The organism is Planococcus maitriensis (assembly GCF_003289925.1).
GTDB classification, from domain to species: Bacteria; Bacillota; Bacilli; order Bacillales_A; family Planococcaceae; genus Planococcus; species Planococcus maitriensis.
Window position 1 is genome coordinate 23,355 of record NZ_QLZQ01000006.1, and the last position, 22,260, is coordinate 45,614.

A 22,260-nucleotide genomic window follows, 5' to 3' on the forward strand; every position below is an offset into this window, starting at 1 on the left:
GTCAATATGTCTTTACAAGTTCTATTGAATTTCTTCCTGGCGCTCGTCTGGATGTTCATGACCGTGTCGTTCACTCCTTCCGGATTCGTCATCGGCTTTTTGGTCGGCCTTGGCATCATTGTCCTGATGCGCCGCTTTTTCTCAAAACGGCTGTACATTCTGCGCGTCTGGGCATTGATCTCGCTATTCCTGCTATTCCTTCGTGAACTTTTCCTATCGAGTATACAGGTTTTCGCTATCGTCATCCGCCCGAAAATGAACATCAAGCCGGCCATTTTTGAAATGGAAACGGAACTCAGCAACGACTGGCAAGTGACTTTATTGTCAGCTTTGATCACATTAACGCCAGGCACCTTGGTCATCGGCATTTCAGAAGACCAAAAACGCCTGTATATCCATGCATTGGATTTCGAAGACATCGATTCGGCCGTATCATCCATCAAAAATACGTTTGAACGGGCTATACTGGAGGTGAGCCGGTCATGATGATGTTTTATTGGATCGCTTTGATGGTTGTCAGTTTTTCTTTCGCCGGCCTCTTGTTTCGCCTGGTCAAAGGGCCGACTGTTGCAGACCGCGTCGTAGCCCTCGATTCCATCGGGGTCAGCCTAGTCTCGATTGTGGCTTTGTTATCGCTTATCATTGAGACGGAATTTTTCCTGGAGGTCATTCTGCTGATGAGCATCCTGTCCTTTATCGGAACGGCCGCTTTCGCGAAATTCCTGGAGAGAGGGGAGATTTTCGATCGAGATCCTCGTTGATATCCTAATCGTTGTTTTAATCGCCACTGGAGTGCTTTTCAGCGCCGTCACCGCGCTCGGGTTAGTCAGGCTGCCGGATGTCTATACACGGACACACGCTGCCTCTAAGAGCTCGACGCTTGGTGTATTGTCGATCCTGCTCGGTACCTTCGTCCATTTTTGGTTCAATGAAGGCATCTTCAATACACAGATGGTCATCGCCATCGCCTTCCTGTTCATCACGCAGCCCGTCGCCGGACATTTGATCGGCCGCGCCGCTTATATGACAGGCATCAAAGTCGCGGAAGAAACGGTTCGTGACGATATGGGCCCTGCGATTGAAAAGCGCCGGAACAACCCGCAGGAAGAACTTGAAAACGAATAAAAAAACTGCAGCCGATTTGGCTGCAGTTTTTTTATTGCTTATTGCCCAGCTTCTCTACAAATAGCGCAAGCGTGCGCACCATGGCACCCGTTCCGCCTTGCGGGCCCAAATCATGCGCCGCATCGGCATGTGAGGTTCCGGCGATATCCAGATGGATCCACGGCGTGTCGCCGACGAACTCACCCACAAAACCGCCGCCGAAGATCATATGGCCGTCGCGCCCGGGTGAATTGTTCAAGTCAGCTACATCGCTTTTACGCAGCCGCTTCTTGTCGTTTTCTGTGAGGGGCAATTGCCAGACGAACTCGCCCGTTTTCTTCGAGACTTCCAGCAGTTTTCCGAAGAAGGCGCTGTCGTTCGTCAAAGCGCCCGTTTTGTCTTTGCCGAGCGCAACGATGACGCCGCCCGTCAAAGTTGCCACATCCACCACTTGGCTTGCGCCGAGCTGCATGGCATACGTGACCGCGTCCGCCAATACCAACCGGCCTTCTGCATCGGTATTAAGGATTTCGATGGTCTTGCCGCTCATTGATGTGATGACATCGTCCGGCTTGAAGGCATTGCCTGACACCATATTGTCGGTGGATGCAATGACCGCCACCACGTCCTTGTCCGGCTTCAGCTCGCCAATGACACGCATCGCGCCGAGCACAGCCGCAGCTCCGCCCATATCCCCTTTCATGCCGACGATGCCGTCTTTCGGCTTAAGGGAATAGCCGCCCGTGTCGAACGTGATGCCTTTTCCGACAAGCGCAAGCGGTGCTTCGAAACTGTCTGTCGCTTTGTATTTCATGACGATCAGACGCGGTTCTTCGACAGAGCCTTGGTTGACCGCAAGCAGCGCGCCCATCCCGAGCTCTTCGATTTCGCTGCGCCCAAGGATCTCCGTTTCAAATCCGTAAGCTTCGCTAAGCTCTTGTGCATATTCCGCCATCGCCGTCGCAGTCAGGATATTCGCTGGCATGTTGACGAGTGTTCTTGCTTCGTTCACTGCCTCTGCATGGACCGTCCCGACGAATGCTGCATGGCGGATGGCATCTGCTGTATGATCAGTCAAGAAACTCAACGATTCCAGACGGTGATCCACTTCATTGGACCCAGTTTTATAATCGGCAAAGCGGTAAGCGCCCATCTGGATACCTTCTGCCGCCACATGTGCGACTTGCTCGCTGCTTACTTCCCCATTTTCGAAGGAAGCCGTGTAGATAGCGGCATGGCGGATTTTTTCCTTGACCAATTGCTTTCCGGCGATGCCGAATGAACGGCGCAAATCATCTTCCGTCACTTTTTTGCGGTCTCCAACCCCGACAAATAGGACGCGCGGGATATCGCCTTTCAAAGTAGGATAAATGCTTAGCGACCCCGAATCGAATGATAAGCCGCCTTTGATCCAGTCGGCGAGACGTCCGTCAAAGCGCTCTTCTAAGGTTTCCCATCCTTCTGCATTTTCGGGGTGCCGGCTTAAACCGACGATTAGAATTTCTGCTTCGTTGTGTTCTGTGGGTTTCAATACATTGATTTCCATACATATCCTCCTTTTAACTTCATAACCAGTGTACCATTACTTCGGCTCCCGGAATAGCTTGACAAAGCGCGTGCTGCCACAGGCATATGGTATACTTTCTGTACGGAAATTAAGTGGAAGGGGCTGCTTGCCAAATGGAACTCTTATCCAATACGCCATTAATGATTGCGCTGTTTGCGATTTTTTTCGCCCAATTCGTCAAAATCCCCATTCAATACGCGGTTACCCGGGAACTGAATTGGGGGCTTTTCACTTCGACAGGCGGCATGCCAAGTTCTCACTCTGCTGCAGTGACTTCCCTGACGACTGCGGTCGCTTATGAGGCTGGCATTTCATCCACGGTATTCGCGGTGTCCGCCTTATTTGCGGTGATCACCATGTATGATGCAACCGGTGTTCGGTTCCAGGCAGGACAGCAGGCATTGACAATCAACCGTTTGCGGCAGGATTTGAATAATTTCATGGAAGAAACACGCAAATGGCCTTCGAAAAAAGAGGAAGAGAAAATCGAGGAACTTAAAACGCTACTCGGCCACAAACCGAGCGAAGTGTTCATGGGAGCGCTGACAGGAATCGCGCTGTCCGTCATCTTCTACAGCATGCTATAGAAAAAAGCCGGCCCGCAAACGCGGACCGGCTTTTCCATTAGTGGCATCAAAACATTTGATACCCCATCTTGCGCAATATTTTCATGACGATTCCGGAAGTGACTGCCCCGAGGAATCCAGCCGTCAGAACGGCAATATCACTGCCTGTCAAGGATTGGATGGTCTCACCGAGCATCGAAAAGGACTCGCCTGGGGCCGTAAAATAATCAAACACGCCGACATCGTCAATGACGAGCAGGATGACAACCGGATATACGACCGCCATCAGCCACGTCATACGCAACAGCATGTTCAGTAAAAAGCCGATGCCGAAAAACATCACATAAAAAAGCAGGATGGAAATGATCAATTGGACAATGGTAAATGAACTGTTCATGGACTCTAACCTCCGTTATTCCTTTCCTCAGTTTACCCGAAAGACAAACCCCTTTCAATGCGGAGGTACAGTATTCATGACTTTGTCACAGAAGCGCTGCCCATAGGAAAAAGAGCAGCTGTCGCAGCTGCTCTTTCGATTTTTCATAGTTTATTTGTTTTTACCGGATCCTGAACAGCAGGAGCACGTTTCGGAGCCGCCCAACCGTAGTTGGAAATATCCTTGGCCCGCGCAGTATGGGCAATGGTTTGCAGCAGTTCTCTTCTTGAAGACTGTCATTCGAAACACCTCCTCTGTTGTTTTTAATATTCTGATAGTTGGTAATATATCACGTATCGCAAAACACAGCAAACGAAAAAAGGCGTTTGTAAACGGATACAAACGCCTTTTTCTCATTTATTCTCTTTTATACTTTCCTATTCTTTATTTTTCAAAATAATCTGTTAATTTTGTTTTTCATTTATGCCGGAAAAATAATTTATAGTCTGTGTAGCCGAAAATATGCCCAGGGTCGACGTCTTCGATGGGCTCAAATCCTTCCTCTACTATGTAAGAAGCCATTTCATGGAGCATGACCGAAGCACCTTCATCGCACGACAAGTCTTCAGGCGAGCGCCATGCAGCTTCATAGAGCTCTTCTTGCTGGGCTAGAACGGGCTGTGTTTCCTGCAGCGGGCGCAGCAAGAACACTGCCATGTTATCGCTGATTCTTCCCTTTATGACCCCGGAACGGAAACCGATCATGCCGATCACTGTGCAGTCGATCCCGGTTTCTTCCTTCACTTCCCTTAAAGCCGCTTGGTCGACCGTTTCGTCTTTTTCGACAAACCCCGCCGGCAGCGACCATTTTCCGTGCAGCCCGCCGTAACGCTTCTTGACGACGAGCCATTCGTTTCGTTGATTGACGACCAAGCCCGCAGCACCGAGCCAGACGTCTCCCCTTTTGCTTCTTGACATGGCTTCCACTCCCTCCATCGCTATGTGAAAAAAAGCCCCCCGCGCTGGGAGGCTTTGATGTTTATAGTACGTTGAATTTACCTTTCTTCAAGACAAGACCGGCTCCGCCGATCATGTACAATGCGCGGTTGTCGATCATTTTCTTCATGAATGACGCGCGTTTGCCTGTCACTTTCTTGCCGAAGACAACGCCAATCGCATCTTCGTCGCCAAGAGAGCATACTGTCCCTTTCAAGTCAGGAACGAACTCTTCTGTCGTCCCTTCGCCAGCAAGCGCTTTGATGTTTTTCGCAATGCGCTCGCCTTGCTGCATTGCAATCTGTGCAGTCGGCGGGTACGGGCGGTTTGTTTCTTCGTTGATCATCAATGCGCAGTCGCCGACGATGAATACATCCGAATAGCCCGGTGCGCGCATGTCTTTTTCGACTTTGACGCGCGCGCGCATGCTTTCGATGGATGTTTCTTCAATCAAGCGGTTTCCGCGGACGCCAGCAGCCCAAACGACTGTGCCGGCATGGATGAATTCGAACTCATCATCATTCTTCTTGATCTTCACGCCTTCAGGAGTCGCCTCAACGACTGGCGTTCCGATAGAGAATTCAATGCCTTTGGCTTGAAGATGGCCGACTGCATAATCCACCAATTCAGGGTCGAATCCTGGCAAGACCATCGGTGCAGCTTCTACACAGATGACACGTACTTTTTCGCGCGGCACGTCGAACTCTTTGCAAAGTTCCGGCACGCGGTTTGCAAGTTCCCCAAGGAATTCGATTCCAGTGAATCCAGCTCCGCCGACAACGATCGTCAAGCGGCTGTCGTTCTTCACTTCTTCAGTGGACCATGTCGCAAACTGGAATTCGATATGCTCGCGGATATAGCGCGCAGCTTTGACATTGGCGATGGACAACGCATATGTGTCAAGGCCTTCGATTCCGAATGTTTCTCCTTCAAAGCCAAGCCCGATGACAAGGTAATCATATGTGAACTCCCCGTTGTCAGTCGAAACTTTTTTGCTGTCTACATCGATGCCTTCGACAGTGGCTTGGACGAAATTCACTTTGCCGGTATCGATGACGTCTTTGATGTCGTAGCGCACTTGTTCCGGAAGCAATGTACCTGCTGCTGCTTCATGGAGCCATGTGCTTTCGTAATGATATTCGTTTTTGTTGATGAGCGTAATGTCCGCAGCGTCTGTCCCAAATTCTTTTTGCAAGTTCACTACAGTAGTCAATCCACCATAGCCTGCACCTAATACTAATATTGACGGTCTTTTCAACACAATCGCAACCACCTTCAAGTCATTTTATGTACCGGAAATAATAAAACAGATTCCAGTAAACACCTATCCTCTATATTAGCCCTTTTGCAAATGCTTTTCAACAGTTGAATGCCCTTACACAAGATGCGCGACAAAAGGGAAAATTGAAAAAACCCGCTTCTGTGAAGGAGCGGGTCGGTTCATCAGCAATTTTCAGGCGTTCCTGCTTTTTTCGCGGTGCGGAAACTCGTGCCGCAGCCGCATGAGGCGATGGCGTTTGGGTTGTCAATCGTGAACCCGCCGCCCATCAAGGACTGCTTATAGTCCACTACAGTCCCTTGCAGGATCGGGGCATCTTCTTTGTTGATCAGGATGCGGATGCCGTGCTGTTCGTATTCATCGTCCGTTTCTGCCGCTTCCGGCTCGAAACCCATGCCATAAGTCAGCCCGCTGCAGCCGCCGCCTTTTACAGCCACGCGCAGATAAGAACCTTCCTCTTCGTTATGGCGCATCATTTCCTTCACTTGGAAAGAAGCGGCTTCTGTAATTTCTACAACTTGTGTCATCTACGTTCACCCTTTCTTTTCCATTTCATCTTTGCCCTCTTGAAGGAGGACAGAAAAAGGGACCTGTAGCAGGCCCCTGGATATTAAAAGACTTGTTCCACTTCAACGACGCCAGGAACTTCCTCGACAAGCGCGCGTTCGATGCCCGCTTTCAATGTGATTGTTGAACTTGGGCAGCTGCCGCAAGCACCGAGCAGGCGCAGCTTCACGATGCCGTCCTCTACATCCACCAATTCACAGTCTCCCCCGTCGCGCAAAAGGAAAGGCCGCAATTTATCTAAGACTTCCATTACTTGATCTTCCATCATAGCTTCAGTCATTTCTATCGACTCCTTTCATTACAATCATTATAATGTGAATAAGCACAAAAAGCCAATAATGAATTTCCAGGAGGCCATTAATCATGACAAAAATCCCGAACATCGAAATTTACGGTACCGACCAGATCTGCGCCAGCTGTGTAAATGCCCCTTCATCCAAGGATACGTACGAATGGCTCGAGGCCGCCATCTCCAGAAAATACAAGGATCAGCCATTTTCAATAAGCTATATCGACATTGAGAAACCGCTGCAAGATGCCAAACAGCAAGAATATGCAGAGCGCATTTTGGAAGATGAGTTTTTCTACCCGCTCGTGCTGATCGAAGGTGAAGTCGTCGGTGAAGGCTATATCCAGTTGAAACCTGTTTACAGAGAACTTGAGAAACATGGTTTCACGGCTGCTGATTAATGAAAAAAGCGCTCCGCGGAGCGCTTTTTCTTTACCCGTTATGCCATTTATACATCCACAAGACGCCCGATTTCATCAAACGCGCAATGCGTCCGGTAACGGTGCGGTCGGCGAGATAGGCAAAGCCTTGTTTTTTCCCGAGTGAGCCAAGGAAGCCTTTCAGCTTGATCTCCGGCATCGTTTCAGGCAATGGCTCGCCTTTCCATTTGGTGCGCAGCACTTTGACGATCTGTTCGGCTTGTTCTTCTGCGAGTTGTGCAGAAGGCGCCATCGGAAGTGCCGCACAATCGCCTACGACATAGACATTTTCATCGTTCGGCAATTGGTGGTATTGGTTAATGATGACACGCCCGCTGTTGTCGCTTTCCAGATTCAAATCACGAACCGGCTTGACCGGCTGGATCCCTGCCGTCCAGACGACTGCATCGACTGGAATCGTTTCCTCATGGTTATACAGAAGATTCGGTTCCACTTTCGTGATATTCGAATTGGAGACGACATCGACATTGTTGTTATCGAACCATTTCTTGACGAAGTTGCTGAGACGTTCCGGGAAGTCGCGCAAAATTCGCGGGCTACGGTCAAATAGCTTGATCTTCAAATCACTGCGGCTTTCGCGCAATTCACTGGCGAGTTCGATGCCGCTGAGCCCTGCACCGACGACGCCTACAGTCGCGCCGGACTTCAATCCAAGCAAGGCTTCATAGGTTTTCCGCGAGTTGCCGATGGTCTGGATGCTGTACGTGAATTCATCTGCCCCAGGAACGCCGTGGTATTTGTCGATGCAACCGAGTCCGATGATCAATTCATCGTACGCAATGCGCTGTCCGTCTTCTAAGAAGATGCATTTCTCCTCAAGCCCGATTTCCCGTATTTCGCCATTGACGATTTTCAGGCGTTCGTGCTCCGGGAACGGGACGCGCACTTCCTGGTCGGATTCGGTTCCTGCAGCCAGGGCGTAAAATTCAGTTTTCATGCTGTGGAAAGGTGTGCGGTCAATCAGAATGATTTCCATGTCCTGCGGGAAGTTATTCGGCAAGAGCCGAAGCAAGACCCGCATATTGCCGTAGCCGCCACCTAGTAAGACTAATTTCTTCATATAATTCTCCTTTAGCCCGTCATTCTGCTATTGATTCCAAATATGAGTATAGCTGATTGTGATAACTTTCACAATCATTTCCGGACAAAATCAATTAATTGACGATTGGCAGGAAACACGATAGGATTTCCTAGTAGTGAGGTGAGCTGGAATGAACCCGATAATTGAATTTTGCATGAGCAATCTTGCCAATGGTTCTGAAGAGTCTTTTGCAAAATTAGAACAGGACCCGAACCTGGACGTGCTCGAATATGGCTGTTTAAGCTATTGCAGCCAATGTGCCGAATCGCTCTTTGCACTTGTGAACGGAGAAATCGTGGAAGCGGACAGCCCTGAAGAGCTGACCAAGAAAATATATGAGTTCATTGAAGAAAACCCTTTGTTTTAAGCCGCCTTTTGGACGGCTTTTTTTAATGCTCCCAAAAACCCAGGTTCTCAAGCATGTGTGTTGCAGGCTGGTCTTTTTGCATAACCGCATCCATCGGGGTCACGCCAGTATTCACATGGACCGTGTCGATACCAAAGCGGATTCCCGCCTGGATATCGGTATCGTAATTATCCCCGATCATCACCATTTCCTCTTTCTCGAAGCCCCATTCATGCTGGATGGTTTCGAGCATATGGATTTCCGGCTTTCCGATGAAGACCGGGTCCACATCTGTCGCTTTTGACACCACGGCCGTTATGGCCCCGTTTCCCGGTAGAAACCCTTCTTCCGACGGGAATGCCAAGTCCTGGTTGGTCGACAAGAATACTGCCCCCTTTTGGACTTCAAGGCAAGCGCGTGAAATTTTCGCATAAGTGATTTGCGGATCGAGTCCCATCAAAACGATATCCGCCTGCTTTTCAACACACGCGATCCCTTCCGCATCAAGCGCTTCCTGAAGGCCTTCCGAGCCGATCAAGTAGACGGTGCGGCCGGGATACCAGCGTTTGATGTATTTCGCTGCCGCAACTGCCGAAGACATGATGCGTGATTTATCCGCAACGACCCCGACTCGCCACAATTTTTCATGCAATTGCCCAAGTGTTTTGGAAGCGTTATTCGTAATGTAAAAAGCTTCGATGCCCTGTTCTTGCAAGCGACTGACAAATTGGGCAGCGGCTTCCACCGGCGCCTCTCCCCGGTAAACCGTTCCATCCAGATCCAGGCAATAGGCTTTGTAGCGCTTAATTTTTTCCATTGTTGTTCTCCGGGATGAACGCAGAGACCGGGCCAAGTTCGTGTTCAAGATAATGGGCCACTTTCGGCCCGAATTGTTTCAAACTATCCAAATGGGCATCCATTACCCGTGTAATCTCTGAGTGGTCGACCGCAATGAATTCGCGCACCAGCATCTTACGCAGGCCGACGAGCTCTTTCAAGGGCTGGTCCATTCCTTCAGTGATCACTTTTTCATCCACGAGTATATCGATGATATCTTCGTAACTACCCGGATCGCGCATGATAAAACCATCGATCATGGAATTTCCGACGTCGATTACCGCTTCGATCGCCCCCAAAGCAAGGCGTTCCAGAGCCAATTGGTCTTTCAGTGAATTCCACTCGCCGTTCTCTTCATACAGAGCGATAAGCGCATCCATGTATGTGATGGCTTTCTTGATTTTTCCACGGTCGATAAAATACATATTGAGTCCCTCCATTTTGCTGATGCTCGCTGATGCGTTTCTTCTCTATCATATCATATGGGCACAAGAAAACCCCCGGCGGCTCAATCCGCCTCGGGGGGTTCCGGTTGTTCCTGCACTTCTGGTTCCGGCGCTTTCCCAGCCTTTTTCAAGACGAAATAAGAGCATCCGAAATTGCAGTATTCGTATAAATAATCCTGGAGCGTGCTGATCTTCGTATCATAGCTTGCCTTGTTATTGCTATCCTCAAAAAACCCCTTCAGGCGAAGCTGTCCGTATCCCCAGTCGCCCAGGATGTAATCATATTTGGCCAGAATATCGCTGTACCTGTTCTGGATTGCTTCTTCCTGAAACCCTCCGCGATGATCCTCGATCACCTCGTAGTTCCACTTTTCAATCGTGATCAATATCCTCACCATCCATACCTAGTAATGACAAAAGCCCGAGCCTGCATCATTCTGCTGTGAATCCTGCTTCAAATGTATCACACCAAGGCTGGATGGACAAGCTGCGCTATCATCCCATCGATAAACAAAAAAACCTCCGGCAGCCGCCTGCCAGAGGTTTTCCATATCATCCTAAGTCTTCTGCTTTGTTTGTTTTGCTCGATCTCACAGCATGGAAAATGCTCGCTGCAAGCCCTCCCCAGAGGAGGATCATACCGATAATCATGACTACAATCGCGTTAACTGACATGTCGATCCCTCCTTATTCTTTTTCGCGTACCGGATGCTCGGAATGCTCATCATAATAACGGTAGTTTTTATGCCACTTGCCGAGCGAGAACAAGATGCCCAATAACAGGGCGCCTGATGCCACTGCCACGCCGCTTGTCAATGTGAACATATTGGAATACCCTTCATAGTTCCCGGTTTCCGTTTCGAATTGCTGGAAGATGTTCAAACGAAGCAAGCCGAACATCATGTATCCGAGAACGATCGGAGTGATGACACCGAGGCTGAACTTCCACCAGCCGCCAAGCCGGATATCGGAAATTGCATTGGCATGATCCTGCAAATGCTTAGTTTTACGCAAGACCCAAACGACCATGATGACTTCAACCAGCCCAAGAGCTGCCACACCGAATTGATTGATGAAGTAATCGATGATGTCCAGGAAAAACAAGCCGCCCTGCGTCGCAAAAAGAATCGAAATTAAGGCTGCAAGCCCGCCGCTGAATGCAACTGCTTTGCGGCGCGAGATACCGAACTTCTCGGTGAACCCTGCAACATAGGTCTCTGTAATCGACATGAGTGATGTAAGTCCTGCAAGTGTCAATGACAGGAAGAACAGGAAGCCGAAGAGGCCGTTGAGCCCTGGAAATTCATTGATGATCGCCGGGAACACAACGAATGCCAGCCCGACGCCCGCAGATGCAACATCTGCCACTTCTACGCCTGATTGCGTCGCCATGAAACCAAGTACCGCAAACACCCCGATACCGGCAAGGAGCTCGAAACTTGAGTTCGCAAACCCGGTAATGAACGCATTGTTGGTGACATCGGATTTCTTCGGCAAATAACTGGAATAAGTGATCATAATCGCAAAAGCAATCGATAAACTGAAGAAAATGTGCCCATAGGCCGCAACCCATACAGTCGGGTCCATGATGGCTTCAAAGTTAGGCTTGAAGAACGCATCGAGCCCCAGCATTGCGCCATCAAGTGTGACGGCCCGAATGACAATAATCAGGAAAATAATGACTAATGTCGGGATAAATACCCGGTTGGCCATTTCAATTCCTTTTTTCACTCCGGCAAGCAAAATGCCAAGCGTGATGATCCATACGATCGCTAATGGAATGAATATCCCCCAGACGATCCCCCCTGTCTCGCCTGGTGATACAGTCAACTGGAGAAAGTCATTGAATAAGAAGCCTTCCGTGTCCTCTCCCCACGCCTGATTGAATGAGAATAAAGTGTAACGCATTGCCCACGCAATAATGACCGCATAATAAACGGAGATGACGAACGATACAAAAATCGCCCACCAGCCCATCCATTCAGCCTTCTTGCCGCTCATCCTAAAGAAGGATAGCGGGGCTGAGCCGCGAAAACGGTGACCGATCGAGAACTCCATGATCAATATCGGGATACCGGCAGTCAATAATGCGAATAAATAAGGTATAAAAAATGCTCCCCCACCATTTTCATAAGCTACATACGGGAATCGCCAAATATTCCCCAACCCTACTGCTGAACCGACCGCCGCCATGATGAAGCCGGCTCTCGTTCCCCATGTAGAACGCTCCATTTCTCTTCCCCCTTTGTTGGTAACTTCCATTTTTTTAACAGAAAAATAGGAAGTTTGTTTATATTCAGATTATTTTAGAATATAAATTCAGTATAACTAGGACCATGTTTAAAGTAAAGATAATTTCTGAAAATTTATGAAGAAAACTATTATAGTAATAATAAAAAGGCGGAGATAAACTATCTCCGCCTTTCAAATCTTAGTTATGTCCATGCTTTTCCATTAGGGTTGTGCGTTTAGACCATAAAACGAATAGTATTGCGAGTACAATAGCTACCGTCCCCAGAGCGATCGGCAGGGATCCGGTGAACCCTATGACGATATACCCTACTGCTGCAATCGCTGCAGAGGTCAATGCATAAGGAAGCTGTGTCACGACGTGGTCCATATGGTTGCTTCCTGCGCCCGTCGACGACAGGATGGTCGTATCCGAGATCGGTGAACAATGGTCCCCGAACACTGCCCCTGCCAAGACTGCAGACAAGGAAGCGAGCAAGAGTTCAGGTTCCGCCTGGATCATGATCGCCCCGGCAATCGGCAGCAAGATCCCGAACGAGCCCCAGGAAGTGCCCGTTGAAAATGCCATGACGCCAGCCAGCAAGAACAGCAGGACCGGCAGGACACTTGTCGGCACATTGCCGCGAGCGACAGCGTCAGCTAGGTAAGTACCCGTTTCCAATGCGCCGATCAAATACGTCAGCGACCAGGCAAAGACCAGGATGAAGACAGCTCCTGCCATCGATCGGATTCCCGCCCAGATGCCCCTGGCGATCCAATAGGCTTCCGCCGCTTCGTTGCGTTTGATTTGCAGCGCGTAAAGGAGGATCGCAGCAAGTGCGCCGATGATTCCTCCAGTAATCAAGGAAAGCGGAACGTCGGTGTTTTCAAAAATAAGCCAGATGTCGAACACTTTGCCGGCATTCACATAACCTGTCCATATCATCGCTGCGACCGTCCCTACAATCAATAATAAGATCGGCAGCAGTAAATCACGGACGCGGCCATGTGAATGGCTCGGGAAATCTTCTTTCATTTCCCCCGGAATCACTTTATCCGGATTGAATAGCTGGCCTTCTGTAATCGCCAAGCGCTCATGCTTTTTCATTTCCCCGAAGTCCACATCACGGATTGCGACGAAAAATACGATTGCAAGCGCTGCGATAACGTAGAAGTTCATCGGTGCCATCCACAGGAATGCTTCCAGTGCCGAATAATCCAGGAAGGTCTGACCCGCCAGAATCGTGCCGATAATGCCGATGATCGCAGCCCCCCAGCTCGATACGGGTGATACGACACAAATCGGTGCAGCGGTCGAATCGATGAAATAAGCAAGTTTCGCACGCGATACTTTATAGCGGTCCGTAATCGGACGTGCCACTTGACCGACCGCCAATGCATTGAAATAATCATCGATGAAAATCAAGACACCGAGAAACACGGTAACCACTTTAGCACCGCGTCGCGTTTTCACACGTGCAGATGCCCAGTCGGCGAACGCATGGCTGCCTCCTGACAAGCTGACGAATGCTGTAATGATACCGAGCAGCAATAGGAACAAAATGATGAAAACATTGTAAGCGTTAAAGCCCCCGTCCCAAAAGATTACCGCAAACGAAGTGAACAATTCGTTCAAGGCGGCCATTGGCGCAAACGACGTCAAGATGAGTGCAGCCGCCACGATGCCTACGCCAAGCGATAATAATACGCGCCGCGTCAACAGCACCATCGCAATCGCGATAATCGGCGGCAACACCGAAAAGATTGTATTTTCCATAATTAGATTTCCTCCTATTCGTTTTGATGGTAAGGCCTAGACCAAAAAAAGCCGGTTTATCCAATGGATAAACCGGCTCTCTACAATTCGTCTGTGTGCACAAGCATCAAACAACCCTGTAGCTCTCCATTCGCAGCACGCTGCAAATGACAGTGGCATTCCTGTTCGAAATGCCCCCAATCGCCGCTCCTTGACCCGGAAACGGAAATTTCGGCAAGCTTCCCTTTCGAATGTGGTCTACGCGGTCAAACTCGCACATTCTACTGATGAAGGCTGCAGCCTCTACCCATCGATATCTAATTCATAAAAAGCATAGCCCAAAAAAAGCTTGAAATCAACTAACAGTCCATTTTGAATGTTTCTACTATTTAACGGTTTTCATACGGAAATAATCACTGAAGACGTCGCGCAGGAACTCCGGCATGAAATAGCTCTTGGGCGCACGTTTCAAGGCCGGGAAGAAATAGCCGAACGTGAACAGGTCGAGTGTCGCCAGCCGATAGATGCGATCGGGGTCGGCAGGCTTGCCCCCGACTACTAATTGATGATCGTGCATATGCATTCCACTATGGATCATGCGGCCGAACACTGCCCCCCTAAAGCCCATCCCTTTCAGCTCTAATTGCGGCCAATCCTCGTTCAGCGACTGAAGATAAATTTCCTTTAGCTCTGCGCCGCTAAGGTCGATGACGCAAGGGTTGATCGGATGCGGCAGCATGCGATGGAAGTCATAGCGCGTCATCTCCCCTTGCGGCATGTCCTCCATGAAAATGCCGGCATTGAACAACCCGCAATCCGCCGATGCGAATGAAACCAGGGCATCGCCGAATAATTCCGCCATCGGAGACGGCTCGAACCATTCGGCTTTCAAATGGCGTTCGTTATAGAACACTGTTTCAGCCATTTGCTGCTTGCCGACACCAACCAAGTATTCATTGAAGCCTTCATCGGCTTCGGGCAGCTGGTCTGTCTCAATCACTTCTGCCCTCATCTTGCGTGTCGCTATATCGATTTCAATATGGCCGACATAATAGCCGAACTTGCCGGCGGCACCGAGCAATGTGCCTCCGATTTCTTTTCCTTGATGGAACAAATGGTGCGTATGCGCCCCCAGGATGATGTCGAGTTCTGGACATTCCACTGCCAAAAGTTCATCTTCCCTGATGCCAAGATGGGACATGCAGATGAGAAAATCGACCGACTGGCGGATTTCCGCCGCTTCCCGTTTAATGGCTTCACGGCCGCTCGTCACTTCCCAGCCAAGACGGCGGTAAAACGGGGTGAATTCTGCCGTTGCGGCGATGAGCCCGATTTTCGTTCCATCTTTCGTCTCAAGAATATGATGCGGATGCGCCCATTCCGGCTGATTGCCGTTTAAGTCCACTAAATTAGCGACCACGACAGAAAAATCAGCCTGCACATATAATTCGTCCAGTTCCGTTTTGGACAGCGTAATCCCTTCATTATTGCCGATGGTCACCGCATCGTATCCCGCTTCATTGAGCAGCTGGACATTGCCTTTGCCGGCTGTCCCTTCAGTGAAAGGATGCGAGCGGTCAGCGTGGTCCCCGATGTCGAGCACCAAACACACATCGCCCGCCGCTTCGTGCCAGCGCCTGCGCTCCAGCAGCAAGGATTTAATACGCGGCCAGTGCGCAAAATGGCTATGCAAATCGTTTGTATGATAAATATGGATGGTTTCACTCATGTCAAACACCTCATTATGAACTGAAAATTCCTTCGTAAATCGAGCGGAGGCCGAGTAATAATAATGCCAGCCGCAGCACGACGACCAGCGTCTCGGATTTAATGCTGCGGTTCAGCTTCGCCCCGATTTTGGCCCCGATATAAGCAGAAGGGATGATGGCTATCGTATAGATCCACGGTACATTGCCGAGTGAGATATGCGTGATGGAATTAACGATGGCAGACAAAAAGACCATCAGCATCGATGTTCCGACCGCTACATGTGGAGGAAATAAAAACAACAGGATCATGGCAGGCACGAGAATCGAACCGCCGCCGATGCCGAATAGCCCGGAGGCGAAGCCGATGAAAAATGTTAATGCAAGCGCGAACCACACCGGATAGCCGTAAACGTATTCCTGATCGGCTTTGCGGTCATAAAAGCTTTGCTTCTTGCCGTTATAGACAAACCAGCGGACCGCTTTCAAGCGATCCCTCAACAATAGAAGGAGCGATAAGAACACCAGTAACAGGCCGAAGTATAATTGAAAGGACGGCACATCGAGGCTGCGATTGACAAAGGCGCCCAAAACCGTGCCCGGCGCGCTGCCAAGAAAGAAAATAAAGCCGCTCCGGTAATCGACCGTCCCAACCTTCATATACGCAAGCGTCGACGACAAACCGGTAAAGATCATCATGACCACCGAGAGCCCCACAATCTCCTGCGGGGATAAATCCGGAAATATACTGACGGAAGAGCTAAGGAACAGCAATGCCGGAACCAAAATGACGCCTCCGCCGAGCCCGATGAGCGCCCCGGTAATCCCTGAAGCCAGCCCGACCAAAAGGAGGATGATGAATACCATCAGAACCCGCCTTCGAACAGGTCAAGCTGCTTCGGGGACAGTCCCTCGAAACTTAAACCATTCAGTTCCTGGAATTCTTTTGCATCGCCCGCTGCATGCCCGCCTGAATTATTATTGAAGATGACGTACACCTTTTCCGCCTGCTGTTCCAGGCGCTTCACCGCCCGGCTGATCTCGTTCAATTCCTCGCGGTTGTAGTCATATAGATAGCGCACTTCCCGCCATTTTTCGGCATTTCCGGGATTCAGCCAGCCATGGACATTGCGCCCATGCAGGCGCAGCAGCACTTTGTCTTTGCGGCTGGATTCGGGGACGAGCGGAATCGATCCGTCCCCTGCTTGTGGTTCATCACAGACCGAATGGATCAAGCCGTTTTCACGGAGAAAGTCCAGCGTCTTTTCTTTCATGCCGTCTGCATACCAGGATTGATGGCGGAACTCAATCGCCAAGTCGAATTCCTGCAGCTCCGCAATGATTGAGCGGATTTCATCGACATGATCTTTCTGGCAGTCGAACCAGGGCGGAAATTGCAACAGCACCATCGCCAGTTTCCCCGCCTCTTTAAGCGGCCTGACAGACAACCTGTAAGCTTCAAACATCTCCTCTCGGCTGGCAAATGGATTTTCACCGCGCTGATGCCCGGTCATGCCTTGATACGCTTTTACGACGAATTGGAAACCGTCCGGCGTTTCGCGGATCCATTTACTGATATTGCGCTCAGGCTGGACCGCATAAAATGAAGAATCCAGCTCCACAATCGGAAAATGCGCACTGTAATCGACTAATTTATCTCTTTGTTTCGAGCCGGGGCTATAGACATCCGGATGGTCTCCCCAGCCCGTTAAACCAACATAAATCATCGCCATGCCTCCATTTTCGTTATTATTTTATGATAGCATAGAAAAAAACAGGCGTCCTTTTTGAGAAGCGCCCATAACAGATTGTTTCACGATATACACCTTTCCATTTTCTCCCCGGGGTATTCACTTCATTCAAGCTATATCCGGTGAAGAATGCGATTCAATTTCAGTGAACATAAAAAATAAGCTTTGGCCACTTCTAAAGTTTGCCAAAGCTCATTTTTGTCGGGTTCAGCCTCTTAGAATAGACCTCCGAGACCCCCACCGCCGATTTTGGATTTTGCAAGATCCATCAATTCGTCCTTTTCACTTTCATCAATCTTGCCGTCTTCATACGCCTGCTTGACTTGGGTGACAATTTCTTTCGCTTCCCCCATGTCGGCATTGCTGATTTTTTCTTTTAAGGAATCGAACACTTGACTCATCATAAAACCTCCTTGAATATTGTCTTCCTTATACCTTTACCCTTCTATCAGGCATTCAAACAAACCTGCAGCATTCAGCCGAAAACAAAAAAGCTTGCCGCGGCCAAGGCCACAGCAAGCTTTAAATGTCATTAACCGATGGACCCTTCCATCTCGAACTTGATGAGACGGTTCATTTCGACTGCGTACTCCATCGGCAATTCTTTTGTGAATGGCTCGATGAAGCCCATGACGATCATTTCCGTCGCTTCTTGTTCAGAAACGCCGCGGCTCATCAGATAGAACAATTGCTCTTCAGAGACTTTCGACACTTTCGCTTCATGTTCAAGCGAAACGTTATCATTCATGATCTCGTTATAAGGAATTGTATCGGATGTTGACTGGTTATCCATGATCAAGGTATCGCATTCGATATTCGACCGTGCGCCGTCCGCTTTGCGGCCGAAATGCACGATTCCGCGGTAGGAAACTTTCCCGCCTTGTTTCGAAATCGATTTCGAGACGATCGATGAAGAAGTGTTCGGCGCCAAGTGGATCATTTTCGCGCCTGCATCCTGGTGCTGGCCTTTACCGGCGATCGCAATCGACAAAGTCATGCCGCGTGCGCCTTCGCCTTTAAGGAAGACTGCAGGATATTTCATCGTCAATTTCGAACCGATGTTGCCGTCAATCCATTCCATCGTGCCGTTCGCGTCTACGAAAGCACGTTTCGTTACTAGGTTATAAACGTTATTCGCCCAGTTTTGGATCGTTGTATAGCGGCAATAGGCATCTTTTTTCACGATGATTTCAACAACTGCAGAGTGCAGGGAGTTCGTCGTGTAGACAGGAGCTGTACAGCCTTCTACGTAATGGACGCTTGCGCCTTCGTCGACGATGATCATCGTGCGCTCGAATTGGCCCATGTTTTCCGAGTTGATGCGGAAATAGGCTTGCAACGGCGATTCCACTTTGATGCCTGGCGGTACGTAGATGAACGAACCACCCGACCAGACAGCCGTGTTCAGTGCAGCAAATTTATTGTCCGCTGCTGGAATGACTGTCTGGAAGTTTTCTCTGAAGAGGTCTTCGTTTTCACGAAGTGCCGCATCTGTGTCTTTAAAGACGATGCCCATTTCTTCCAAGTCTTCTTTCATGTTGTGGTAAACCACTTCGGATTCATACTGTGCAGAGACACCAGCAAGGTATTTCTGTTCAGCTTCAGGGATACCCAATTTATCAAATGTACGCTTGATTTCTTCCGGGACTTCATCCCATGAAGTCTGGCTCGCTTCAGACGGTTTGACGTAATACGTGATTTCGTCAAAATCCAATGAATTCAAATCTCCGCCCCATTGCGGCATTGGCATGGAATAGAATAGTTTCAACGCTTTCAGGCGTGACTCGAGCATCCATTCCGGCTCTTCTTTAATCTTTGAAATTTCTCTGACAATGTCTTCCGTCAGACCGCGTTTGGATCTGAAGATGGAGACGTCCTTGTCATGGAACCCATATTTATAATCTCCGATTTCCGGCATTTTTTTCGCCATCGTCGTTCCTCCGTTCTCTGTTACGATTTTTCTTCTTCGTGCACACCTTTTTCCATGGCTTTCCAAGCTAAGGTCGCGCATTTGATGCGCGCAGGGAATTTGGAAACACCTTGCAATGCTTCAATATCCCCAAGGTCCACTGAATCGTCGTATTCCTTGCCAAGCATCATATCCGAAAAGATTCCGGATAGTTTCAATGCCGTATCTACATCTTTTCCTTTGACGGCTTGCGTCATCATGGAAGCGGATGCCATCGAAATCGAGCAGCCTTCCCCGTCGAATTTAGCATCTTTGACGATACCGTCTTCCACTTGCAGCGTCAGCTGGATGCGGTCGCCGCAAGTCGGGTTGTTCATCTCGATGTTGACACTGTCTTCTTCAAGCGCCCCTTTATTGCGGGGCGTCTTGTAATGGTCCATGATGACTTGCCGGTATAATTGGTCCAAATTATTAAAAGACATCGCTAAAATACTCCTTTGCAGAACGCAATCCTTCCACTAAACGATCGATATCCGATTCGTCATTGTAAAGATAGAAGCTTGCGCGTGCTGTCGCTGTCACATCGAGCCATTTCATCAAAGGCTGTGCACAATGATGTCCTGCGCGGACAGCGATGCCGCTCATGTCGAGCACAGTCGCTACATCGTGGGGATGGACTTCTTTCAGATTGAAAGTGACGATCCCCGCACGTTTTGCAGGATCTTTCGGGCCGTAGATCTCAAGCCCTTCGATCGCGCCCATCTTATCCATGGCGAGTGCTGCCATATGGTGTTCATGCTTTTCGATTTCATCCAAGCCGATTTCCTGCAGGAAGTCGATGGCCGCAGCCAATCCGACCGCCCCGGCAATAATCGGTGTGCCGCCTTCGAATTTCCAAGGCAGCTCTTTCCATGTCGAATCGTACAATCCGACAAAGTCGATCATCTCGCCCCCGAACTCGACAGGCTCCATGGCTTCAAGCAAATGCTTTTTGCCATACAAGACGCCGATGCCGGTCGGGCCAACCATCTTGTGGCCGGAAAAAGCGAAGAAGTCACAATCCAAGTCCTGGACATCGATTTTCAAGTGAGGGGCAGCTTGTGCTCCGTCCACCATCATGACAGCGCCATGTTCGTGGGCGATTTTCGCCACTTCCTTCACCGGGTTCATCGTGCCAAGCACGTTCGATACGTAGACCATCGAGACGATTTTCGTTCGGTCGGTAATGGCTGCACGGACATTCTCAAGTGAGATGGTGCCGTCTTCTTCGAGCTCGATGTATTTCAAGACAGCGCCGCGTTCTTTGGCCAGCTGCTGCCATGGGATGATGTTCGAATGGTGTTCCATATACGTGATGACGATTTCATCGCCCTCTTCGACATTGGCACGGCCGTAGCTTTGTGCGACCAAATTGATTGCCGTAGTCGTGCCGCGAAGAAAGACGATTTCCTGCGTCGAACTTGCATTGATGAATTGCTGCACTTTCTCGCGTGCGCCTTCATATTTCTCAGTCGCCCGGTTGCCGAGCGTGTGGACGCCGCGGTGGACATTGGAATTATCAAACTCGTAATATTCTTTCAGTGCCGCGATGACCGGTGTCGGCTTCTGGGAAGTCGCCGCGCTGTCCAAATATACGAGCGGATGTCCATTGACTTCCTGGTTGAGTATCGGGAAATGGCTTTTGATCTCTGGATTCATTAGCGGACTTTCCTTTCGATAACCTCCGTCAATTGCTTTTTAACGCCTTCGATTGGCAACACGTTTACAACCGGTGCCAGGAAGCCGTGAATAACAAGACGTTCAGCTTCTTGTTTTGTGATACCGCGGCTCATCAAATAGTACAATTGAAGCGGATCGACACGTCCGACTGATGCCGCATGACCTGCCGTCACATCATCTTCGTCGATCAAGAGGATCGGGTTTGCATCGCCGCGCGCTTTCGGGCTTAACATCAAGACACGGGACTCCTGCTCAGCATTCGCCTTTGTAGCGCCGTGCTCGATTTTGCCGATGCCGTTGAAGATCGAAGAAGCGGAGTCTTTCATGACGCCGTGCTTCAGGATCTGGCCATCGGAATTTTTGCCCCAATGGATGACTTGCGTCGTGAAGTTCTGCTTTTGCGCGCCTCTTCCGACCACGACTGTTTTTGTATCGCCGACTGAATTGTCACCGAGCAAGAAAGTCGTGTTATCGGAAATGGTATCGCTGTCGTTCATCATGCCGAGCGCCCATTCGATGCGTGCATCACGCTGTGCTACCCCACGGCGGTTCACGTAAGTCGTGAATCCTTCTGCGAGTACATCCACCGCTCCGTATGTGACAGACGCATTGTCTTCTGCAAACACTTCAGAAACGATATTCGCCAAGCCCTTCGCTTTTGGCACAGTGGAAATATAGTTTTCGACGTAAGTGACAGAACTGCTCTTATCCGCCACGATCAATGCATGGTTGAACAAGGAAGCTTCCTCGTTATCGTGTAGGAAAACCGCTTGGACCGGCTTTTCGATTACGACATTTTTCGGTACATAAAGGAAGACCCCGCCGTTCAATAACGCTGCATGAAAGGCTGTCAATTTATGCTCTTCCGCTTTGACCGCTTCAGTCATGAAGTACTTAGCGACTAGATCTGCGTGCTCGCGGATCGCTGTCTGGATATCCGTCAAGATAACGCCTTGCGCTTTCAGTCCTTCATCCAAAGAAACGAAAGCTGGCGTGTTGTTATGCTGGATATACAGGTTTTTCTGTTCCAGGTCGACAAGGGATTTCACTTGTTCCGGCAGTTCATCAAGCGATGCATACGTAGAGCTTTCTACTGTATGGGCCGGGAAGTCCGTGAAGTTCCAATTGATGATTTTGGTTTTATCAGGTTTTGGGAGCGGCAACGCTTCAGCAGCGGCCAAAGCCTGCACGCGCAAGTTCGTAAATGCTTCTGGTTCTGAGTGCGAAGCCGAGAAGGAGCGTACATCCTGCTCGGTCATCGTTAGTTTTGTTTCAACCGTCACGTTAGTCTCTCCT

At 49.6% G+C, this 22,260-nt stretch carries 28 protein-coding genes and 1 riboswitch; of the genes, 6 read left to right on the top strand and 22 right to left on the bottom strand.

Going from position 1 to position 22,260, the window contains the following annotated elements; translation table 11 throughout:
• Positions 1-6: 6 nt before the first annotated feature.
• Genes DP119_RS12570 through mnhG form a run of 3 tightly spaced genes read left to right on the top strand, consistent with a single transcriptional unit; the run spans position 7 to position 1,125 of the window.
• Positions 7-486, top strand: coding sequence for a Na+/H+ antiporter subunit E (locus tag DP119_RS12570; protein WP_112233509.1), 480 nt, complete (start codon positions 7-9; stop codon positions 484-486).
• Entirely contained in the window at positions 483-761 is a 279-nt protein-coding gene (locus DP119_RS12575; RefSeq protein WP_112233510.1) for a Na(+)/H(+) antiporter subunit F1, read from the top strand. Before DP119_RS12570 ends, DP119_RS12575 begins: the two co-directional genes overlap by 4 nt.
• A gap of 19 nt (positions 762-780) precedes the next feature.
• The gene (mnhG, locus tag DP119_RS12580; RefSeq protein ID WP_338066455.1) at positions 781-1,125 is read left to right on the top strand and encodes a monovalent cation/H(+) antiporter subunit G; all 345 of its coding nucleotides are present in this window, start codon (positions 781-783) and stop codon (positions 1,123-1,125) included.
• Positions 1,126-1,156: 31 nt separating this feature from the next.
• Here mnhG and DP119_RS12585 read toward each other — a convergent pair whose 3' ends face one another.
• Positions 1,157-2,650, bottom strand: coding sequence for a leucyl aminopeptidase (locus DP119_RS12585; RefSeq protein WP_112233512.1), 1,494 nt, complete (start codon positions 2,648-2,650; stop codon positions 1,157-1,159).
• A 134-nt stretch (positions 2,651-2,784) separates the two neighbouring features.
• Between DP119_RS12585 and DP119_RS12590 the strand changes: the two genes are divergently transcribed.
• Positions 2,785-3,258, top strand: coding sequence for a divergent PAP2 family protein (locus DP119_RS12590; RefSeq protein WP_112233513.1), 474 nt, complete (start codon positions 2,785-2,787; stop codon positions 3,256-3,258).
• Positions 3,259-3,304: 46 nt separating this feature from the next.
• Here DP119_RS12590 and DP119_RS12595 read toward each other — a convergent pair whose 3' ends face one another.
• The 6 genes from DP119_RS12595 to DP119_RS12615 form a co-directional block, all read right to left on the bottom strand.
• Complete coding sequence (locus DP119_RS12595) at positions 3,305-3,634, bottom strand: YuiB family protein (RefSeq protein WP_068868770.1); 330 nt, start codon at positions 3,632-3,634, stop codon at positions 3,305-3,307.
• A 150-nt stretch (positions 3,635-3,784) separates the two neighbouring features.
• Positions 3,785-3,913 carry a YuiA family protein gene (locus DP119_RS15875; protein WP_167399233.1) on the bottom strand — a complete coding sequence of 43 codons (129 nt, stop codon included), beginning with the start codon at positions 3,911-3,913 and terminating at the stop codon, positions 3,785-3,787.
• 177 nt (positions 3,914-4,090) lie between these two features.
• Complete coding sequence (locus tag DP119_RS12600) at positions 4,091-4,591, bottom strand: NUDIX domain-containing protein (protein ID WP_112233514.1); 501 nt, start codon at positions 4,589-4,591, stop codon at positions 4,091-4,093.
• A 61-nt stretch (positions 4,592-4,652) separates the two neighbouring features.
• Positions 4,653-5,867, bottom strand: a complete 1,215-nt coding sequence (locus tag DP119_RS12605; protein ID WP_112233643.1) for an NAD(P)/FAD-dependent oxidoreductase — start codon at positions 5,865-5,867, stop codon at positions 4,653-4,655.
• Between the two features lie 185 nt (positions 5,868-6,052).
• Positions 6,053-6,415: a HesB/IscA family protein gene (locus DP119_RS12610; RefSeq protein WP_112233515.1), complete on the bottom strand. Its 363-nt coding sequence runs from the start codon at positions 6,413-6,415 to the stop codon at positions 6,053-6,055.
• 83 nt (positions 6,416-6,498) lie between these two features.
• Positions 6,499-6,735 (bottom strand): NifU family protein, encoded by a 237-nt coding sequence (locus tag DP119_RS12615; protein ID WP_058381195.1) that lies wholly within the window; start codon positions 6,733-6,735, stop codon positions 6,499-6,501.
• 83 nt (positions 6,736-6,818) lie between these two features.
• On the opposite strand from DP119_RS12615, the gene DP119_RS12620 reads away from it, so the two are divergent.
• Positions 6,819-7,145: a YuzD family protein gene (locus DP119_RS12620; protein ID WP_112233516.1), complete on the top strand. Its 327-nt coding sequence runs from the start codon at positions 6,819-6,821 to the stop codon at positions 7,143-7,145.
• A gap of 31 nt (positions 7,146-7,176) precedes the next feature.
• Here DP119_RS12620 and DP119_RS12625 read toward each other — a convergent pair whose 3' ends face one another.
• Entirely contained in the window at positions 7,177-8,244 is a 1,068-nt protein-coding gene (locus DP119_RS12625) for an NAD(P)/FAD-dependent oxidoreductase (RefSeq protein WP_112233517.1), read from the bottom strand.
• A 151-nt stretch (positions 8,245-8,395) separates the two neighbouring features.
• Here DP119_RS12625 and DP119_RS12630 point away from each other — a divergent pair, with 151 nt between their 5' ends.
• Positions 8,396-8,632 (top strand): YuzB family protein, encoded by a 237-nt coding sequence (locus DP119_RS12630; RefSeq protein WP_068868765.1) that lies wholly within the window; start codon positions 8,396-8,398, stop codon positions 8,630-8,632.
• Between the two features lie 22 nt (positions 8,633-8,654).
• On the opposite strand, the gene DP119_RS12635 is transcribed toward DP119_RS12630, so the two are convergent.
• From DP119_RS12635 to sufD, 14 genes are all read right to left on the bottom strand, one after another.
• The gene (locus DP119_RS12635; protein ID WP_112233518.1) at positions 8,655-9,428 is read right to left on the bottom strand and encodes a TIGR01457 family HAD-type hydrolase; all 774 of its coding nucleotides are present in this window, start codon (positions 9,426-9,428) and stop codon (positions 8,655-8,657) included.
• Positions 9,415-9,873 (bottom strand): DUF86 domain-containing protein, encoded by a 459-nt coding sequence (locus tag DP119_RS12640; RefSeq protein ID WP_068868764.1) that lies wholly within the window; start codon positions 9,871-9,873, stop codon positions 9,415-9,417. Before DP119_RS12640 ends, DP119_RS12635 begins: the two co-directional genes overlap by 14 nt.
• Before the next feature lie 83 nt (positions 9,874-9,956).
• Entirely contained in the window at positions 9,957-10,280 is a 324-nt protein-coding gene (locus DP119_RS12645) for a YutD family protein (protein ID WP_068868763.1), read from the bottom strand.
• Positions 10,281-10,446: 166 nt separating this feature from the next.
• The gene (locus DP119_RS12650) at positions 10,447-10,569 is read right to left on the bottom strand and encodes a methionine/alanine import family NSS transporter small subunit (RefSeq protein WP_112233519.1); all 123 of its coding nucleotides are present in this window, start codon (positions 10,567-10,569) and stop codon (positions 10,447-10,449) included.
• A gap of 12 nt (positions 10,570-10,581) precedes the next feature.
• Positions 10,582-12,126, bottom strand: a complete 1,545-nt coding sequence (locus DP119_RS12655; protein WP_112233520.1) for a sodium-dependent transporter — start codon at positions 12,124-12,126, stop codon at positions 10,582-10,584.
• Between the two features lie 199 nt (positions 12,127-12,325).
• Positions 12,326-13,900, bottom strand: coding sequence for a Na+/H+ antiporter NhaC family protein (locus tag DP119_RS12660; RefSeq protein ID WP_112233521.1), 1,575 nt, complete (start codon positions 13,898-13,900; stop codon positions 12,326-12,328).
• 111 nt (positions 13,901-14,011) lie between these two features.
• A riboswitch (Lysine riboswitch) is annotated at positions 14,012-14,193 on the bottom strand.
• A gap of 71 nt (positions 14,194-14,264) precedes the next feature.
• The gene (locus DP119_RS12665) at positions 14,265-15,608 is read right to left on the bottom strand and encodes a bifunctional metallophosphatase/5'-nucleotidase (RefSeq protein ID WP_112233522.1); all 1,344 of its coding nucleotides are present in this window, start codon (positions 15,606-15,608) and stop codon (positions 14,265-14,267) included.
• A 13-nt stretch (positions 15,609-15,621) separates the two neighbouring features.
• Positions 15,622-16,452, bottom strand: a complete 831-nt coding sequence (locus DP119_RS12670) for a sulfite exporter TauE/SafE family protein (RefSeq protein WP_112233523.1) — start codon at positions 16,450-16,452, stop codon at positions 15,622-15,624.
• Positions 16,452-17,312, bottom strand: a complete 861-nt coding sequence (locus DP119_RS12675; RefSeq protein WP_112233524.1) for a DUF72 domain-containing protein — start codon at positions 17,310-17,312, stop codon at positions 16,452-16,454. The genes DP119_RS12670 and DP119_RS12675 overlap by 1 nt, the downstream gene beginning before the upstream one ends.
• Before the next feature lie 239 nt (positions 17,313-17,551).
• A complete protein-coding gene (locus DP119_RS12680) occupies positions 17,552-17,740 on the bottom strand; it encodes a hypothetical protein (RefSeq protein ID WP_240616436.1) in 189 nt (62 codons plus the stop codon).
• Between the two features lie 128 nt (positions 17,741-17,868).
• Positions 17,869-19,266, bottom strand: a complete 1,398-nt coding sequence (gene sufB, locus DP119_RS12685; protein ID WP_112233526.1) for a Fe-S cluster assembly protein SufB — start codon at positions 19,264-19,266, stop codon at positions 17,869-17,871.
• A 20-nt stretch (positions 19,267-19,286) separates the two neighbouring features.
• Positions 19,287-19,727, bottom strand: coding sequence for a Fe-S cluster assembly sulfur transfer protein SufU (gene sufU / locus DP119_RS12690; protein ID WP_112233527.1), 441 nt, complete (start codon positions 19,725-19,727; stop codon positions 19,287-19,289).
• Positions 19,717-20,943: a cysteine desulfurase gene (locus DP119_RS12695; protein WP_112233528.1), complete on the bottom strand. Its 1,227-nt coding sequence runs from the start codon at positions 20,941-20,943 to the stop codon at positions 19,717-19,719. Before DP119_RS12695 ends, sufU begins: the two co-directional genes overlap by 11 nt.
• On the bottom strand, positions 20,943-22,247 hold the full coding sequence (gene sufD, locus DP119_RS12700; protein WP_112233529.1) for a Fe-S cluster assembly protein SufD: 1,305 nt from the start codon (positions 22,245-22,247) through the stop codon (positions 20,943-20,945). The genes DP119_RS12695 and sufD overlap by 1 nt, the downstream gene beginning before the upstream one ends.
• Positions 22,248-22,260: the final 13 nt, after the last annotated feature.

Coding starts and splice junctions, on each gene's coding strand:
- DP119_RS12595 (WP_068868770.1), bottom strand. CDS start 3,634: ATGAACAGTTCATTTACCATTGTCCAATTGATCATTTCCATCCTGCTT.
- sufB (WP_112233526.1), bottom strand. CDS start 19,266: ATGGCGAAAAAAATGCCGGAAATCGGAGATTATAAATATGGGTTCCAT.
- DP119_RS12570 (WP_112233509.1), top strand. CDS start 7: ATGTCTTTACAAGTTCTATTGAATTTCTTCCTGGCGCTCGTCTGGATG.
- DP119_RS12585 (WP_112233512.1), bottom strand. CDS start 2,650: ATGGAAATCAATGTATTGAAACCCACAGAACACAACGAAGCAGAAATT.
- DP119_RS12670 (WP_112233523.1), bottom strand. CDS start 16,452: ATGGTATTCATCATCCTCCTTTTGGTCGGGCTGGCTTCAGGGATTACC.
- DP119_RS12635 (WP_112233518.1), bottom strand. CDS start 9,428: ATGGAAAAAATTAAGCGCTACAAAGCCTATTGCCTGGATCTGGATGGA.
- DP119_RS12615 (WP_058381195.1), bottom strand. CDS start 6,735: ATGACTGAAGCTATGATGGAAGATCAAGTAATGGAAGTCTTAGATAAA.
- DP119_RS12640 (WP_068868764.1), bottom strand. CDS start 9,873: ATGTATTTTATCGACCGTGGAAAAATCAAGAAAGCCATCACATACATG.
- DP119_RS12610 (WP_112233515.1), bottom strand. CDS start 6,415: ATGACACAAGTTGTAGAAATTACAGAAGCCGCTTCTTTCCAAGTGAAG.
- sufU (WP_112233527.1), bottom strand. CDS start 19,727: ATGTCTTTTAATAATTTGGACCAATTATACCGGCAAGTCATCATGGAC.
- DP119_RS12625 (WP_112233517.1), bottom strand. CDS start 8,244: ATGAAGAAATTAGTCTTACTAGGTGGCGGCTACGGCAATATGCGGGTC.
- DP119_RS12655 (WP_112233520.1), bottom strand. CDS start 12,126: ATGGAGCGTTCTACATGGGGAACGAGAGCCGGCTTCATCATGGCGGCG.
- DP119_RS12575 (WP_112233510.1), top strand. CDS start 483: ATGATGATGTTTTATTGGATCGCTTTGATGGTTGTCAGTTTTTCTTTC.
- DP119_RS12590 (WP_112233513.1), top strand. CDS start 2,785: ATGGAACTCTTATCCAATACGCCATTAATGATTGCGCTGTTTGCGATT.
- DP119_RS12665 (WP_112233522.1), bottom strand. CDS start 15,608: ATGAGTGAAACCATCCATATTTATCATACAAACGATTTGCATAGCCAT.
- DP119_RS12680 (WP_240616436.1), bottom strand. CDS start 17,740: ATGATGAGTCAAGTGTTCGATTCCTTAAAAGAAAAAATCAGCAATGCC.
- DP119_RS15875 (WP_167399233.1), bottom strand. CDS start 3,913: ATGACAGTCTTCAAGAAGAGAACTGCTGCAAACCATTGCCCATACTGC.
- DP119_RS12630 (WP_068868765.1), top strand. CDS start 8,396: ATGAACCCGATAATTGAATTTTGCATGAGCAATCTTGCCAATGGTTCT.
- DP119_RS12620 (WP_112233516.1), top strand. CDS start 6,819: ATGACAAAAATCCCGAACATCGAAATTTACGGTACCGACCAGATCTGC.
- DP119_RS12675 (WP_112233524.1), bottom strand. CDS start 17,312: ATGATTTATGTTGGTTTAACGGGCTGGGGAGACCATCCGGATGTCTAT.
- DP119_RS12650 (WP_112233519.1), bottom strand. CDS start 10,569: ATGTCAGTTAACGCGATTGTAGTCATGATTATCGGTATGATCCTCCTC.
- DP119_RS12660 (WP_112233521.1), bottom strand. CDS start 13,900: ATGGAAAATACAATCTTTTCGGTGTTGCCGCCGATTATCGCGATTGCG.
- DP119_RS12600 (WP_112233514.1), bottom strand. CDS start 4,591: ATGTCAAGAAGCAAAAGGGGAGACGTCTGGCTCGGTGCTGCGGGCTTG.
- DP119_RS12695 (WP_112233528.1), bottom strand. CDS start 20,943: ATGAATCCAGAGATCAAAAGCCATTTCCCGATACTCAACCAGGAAGTC.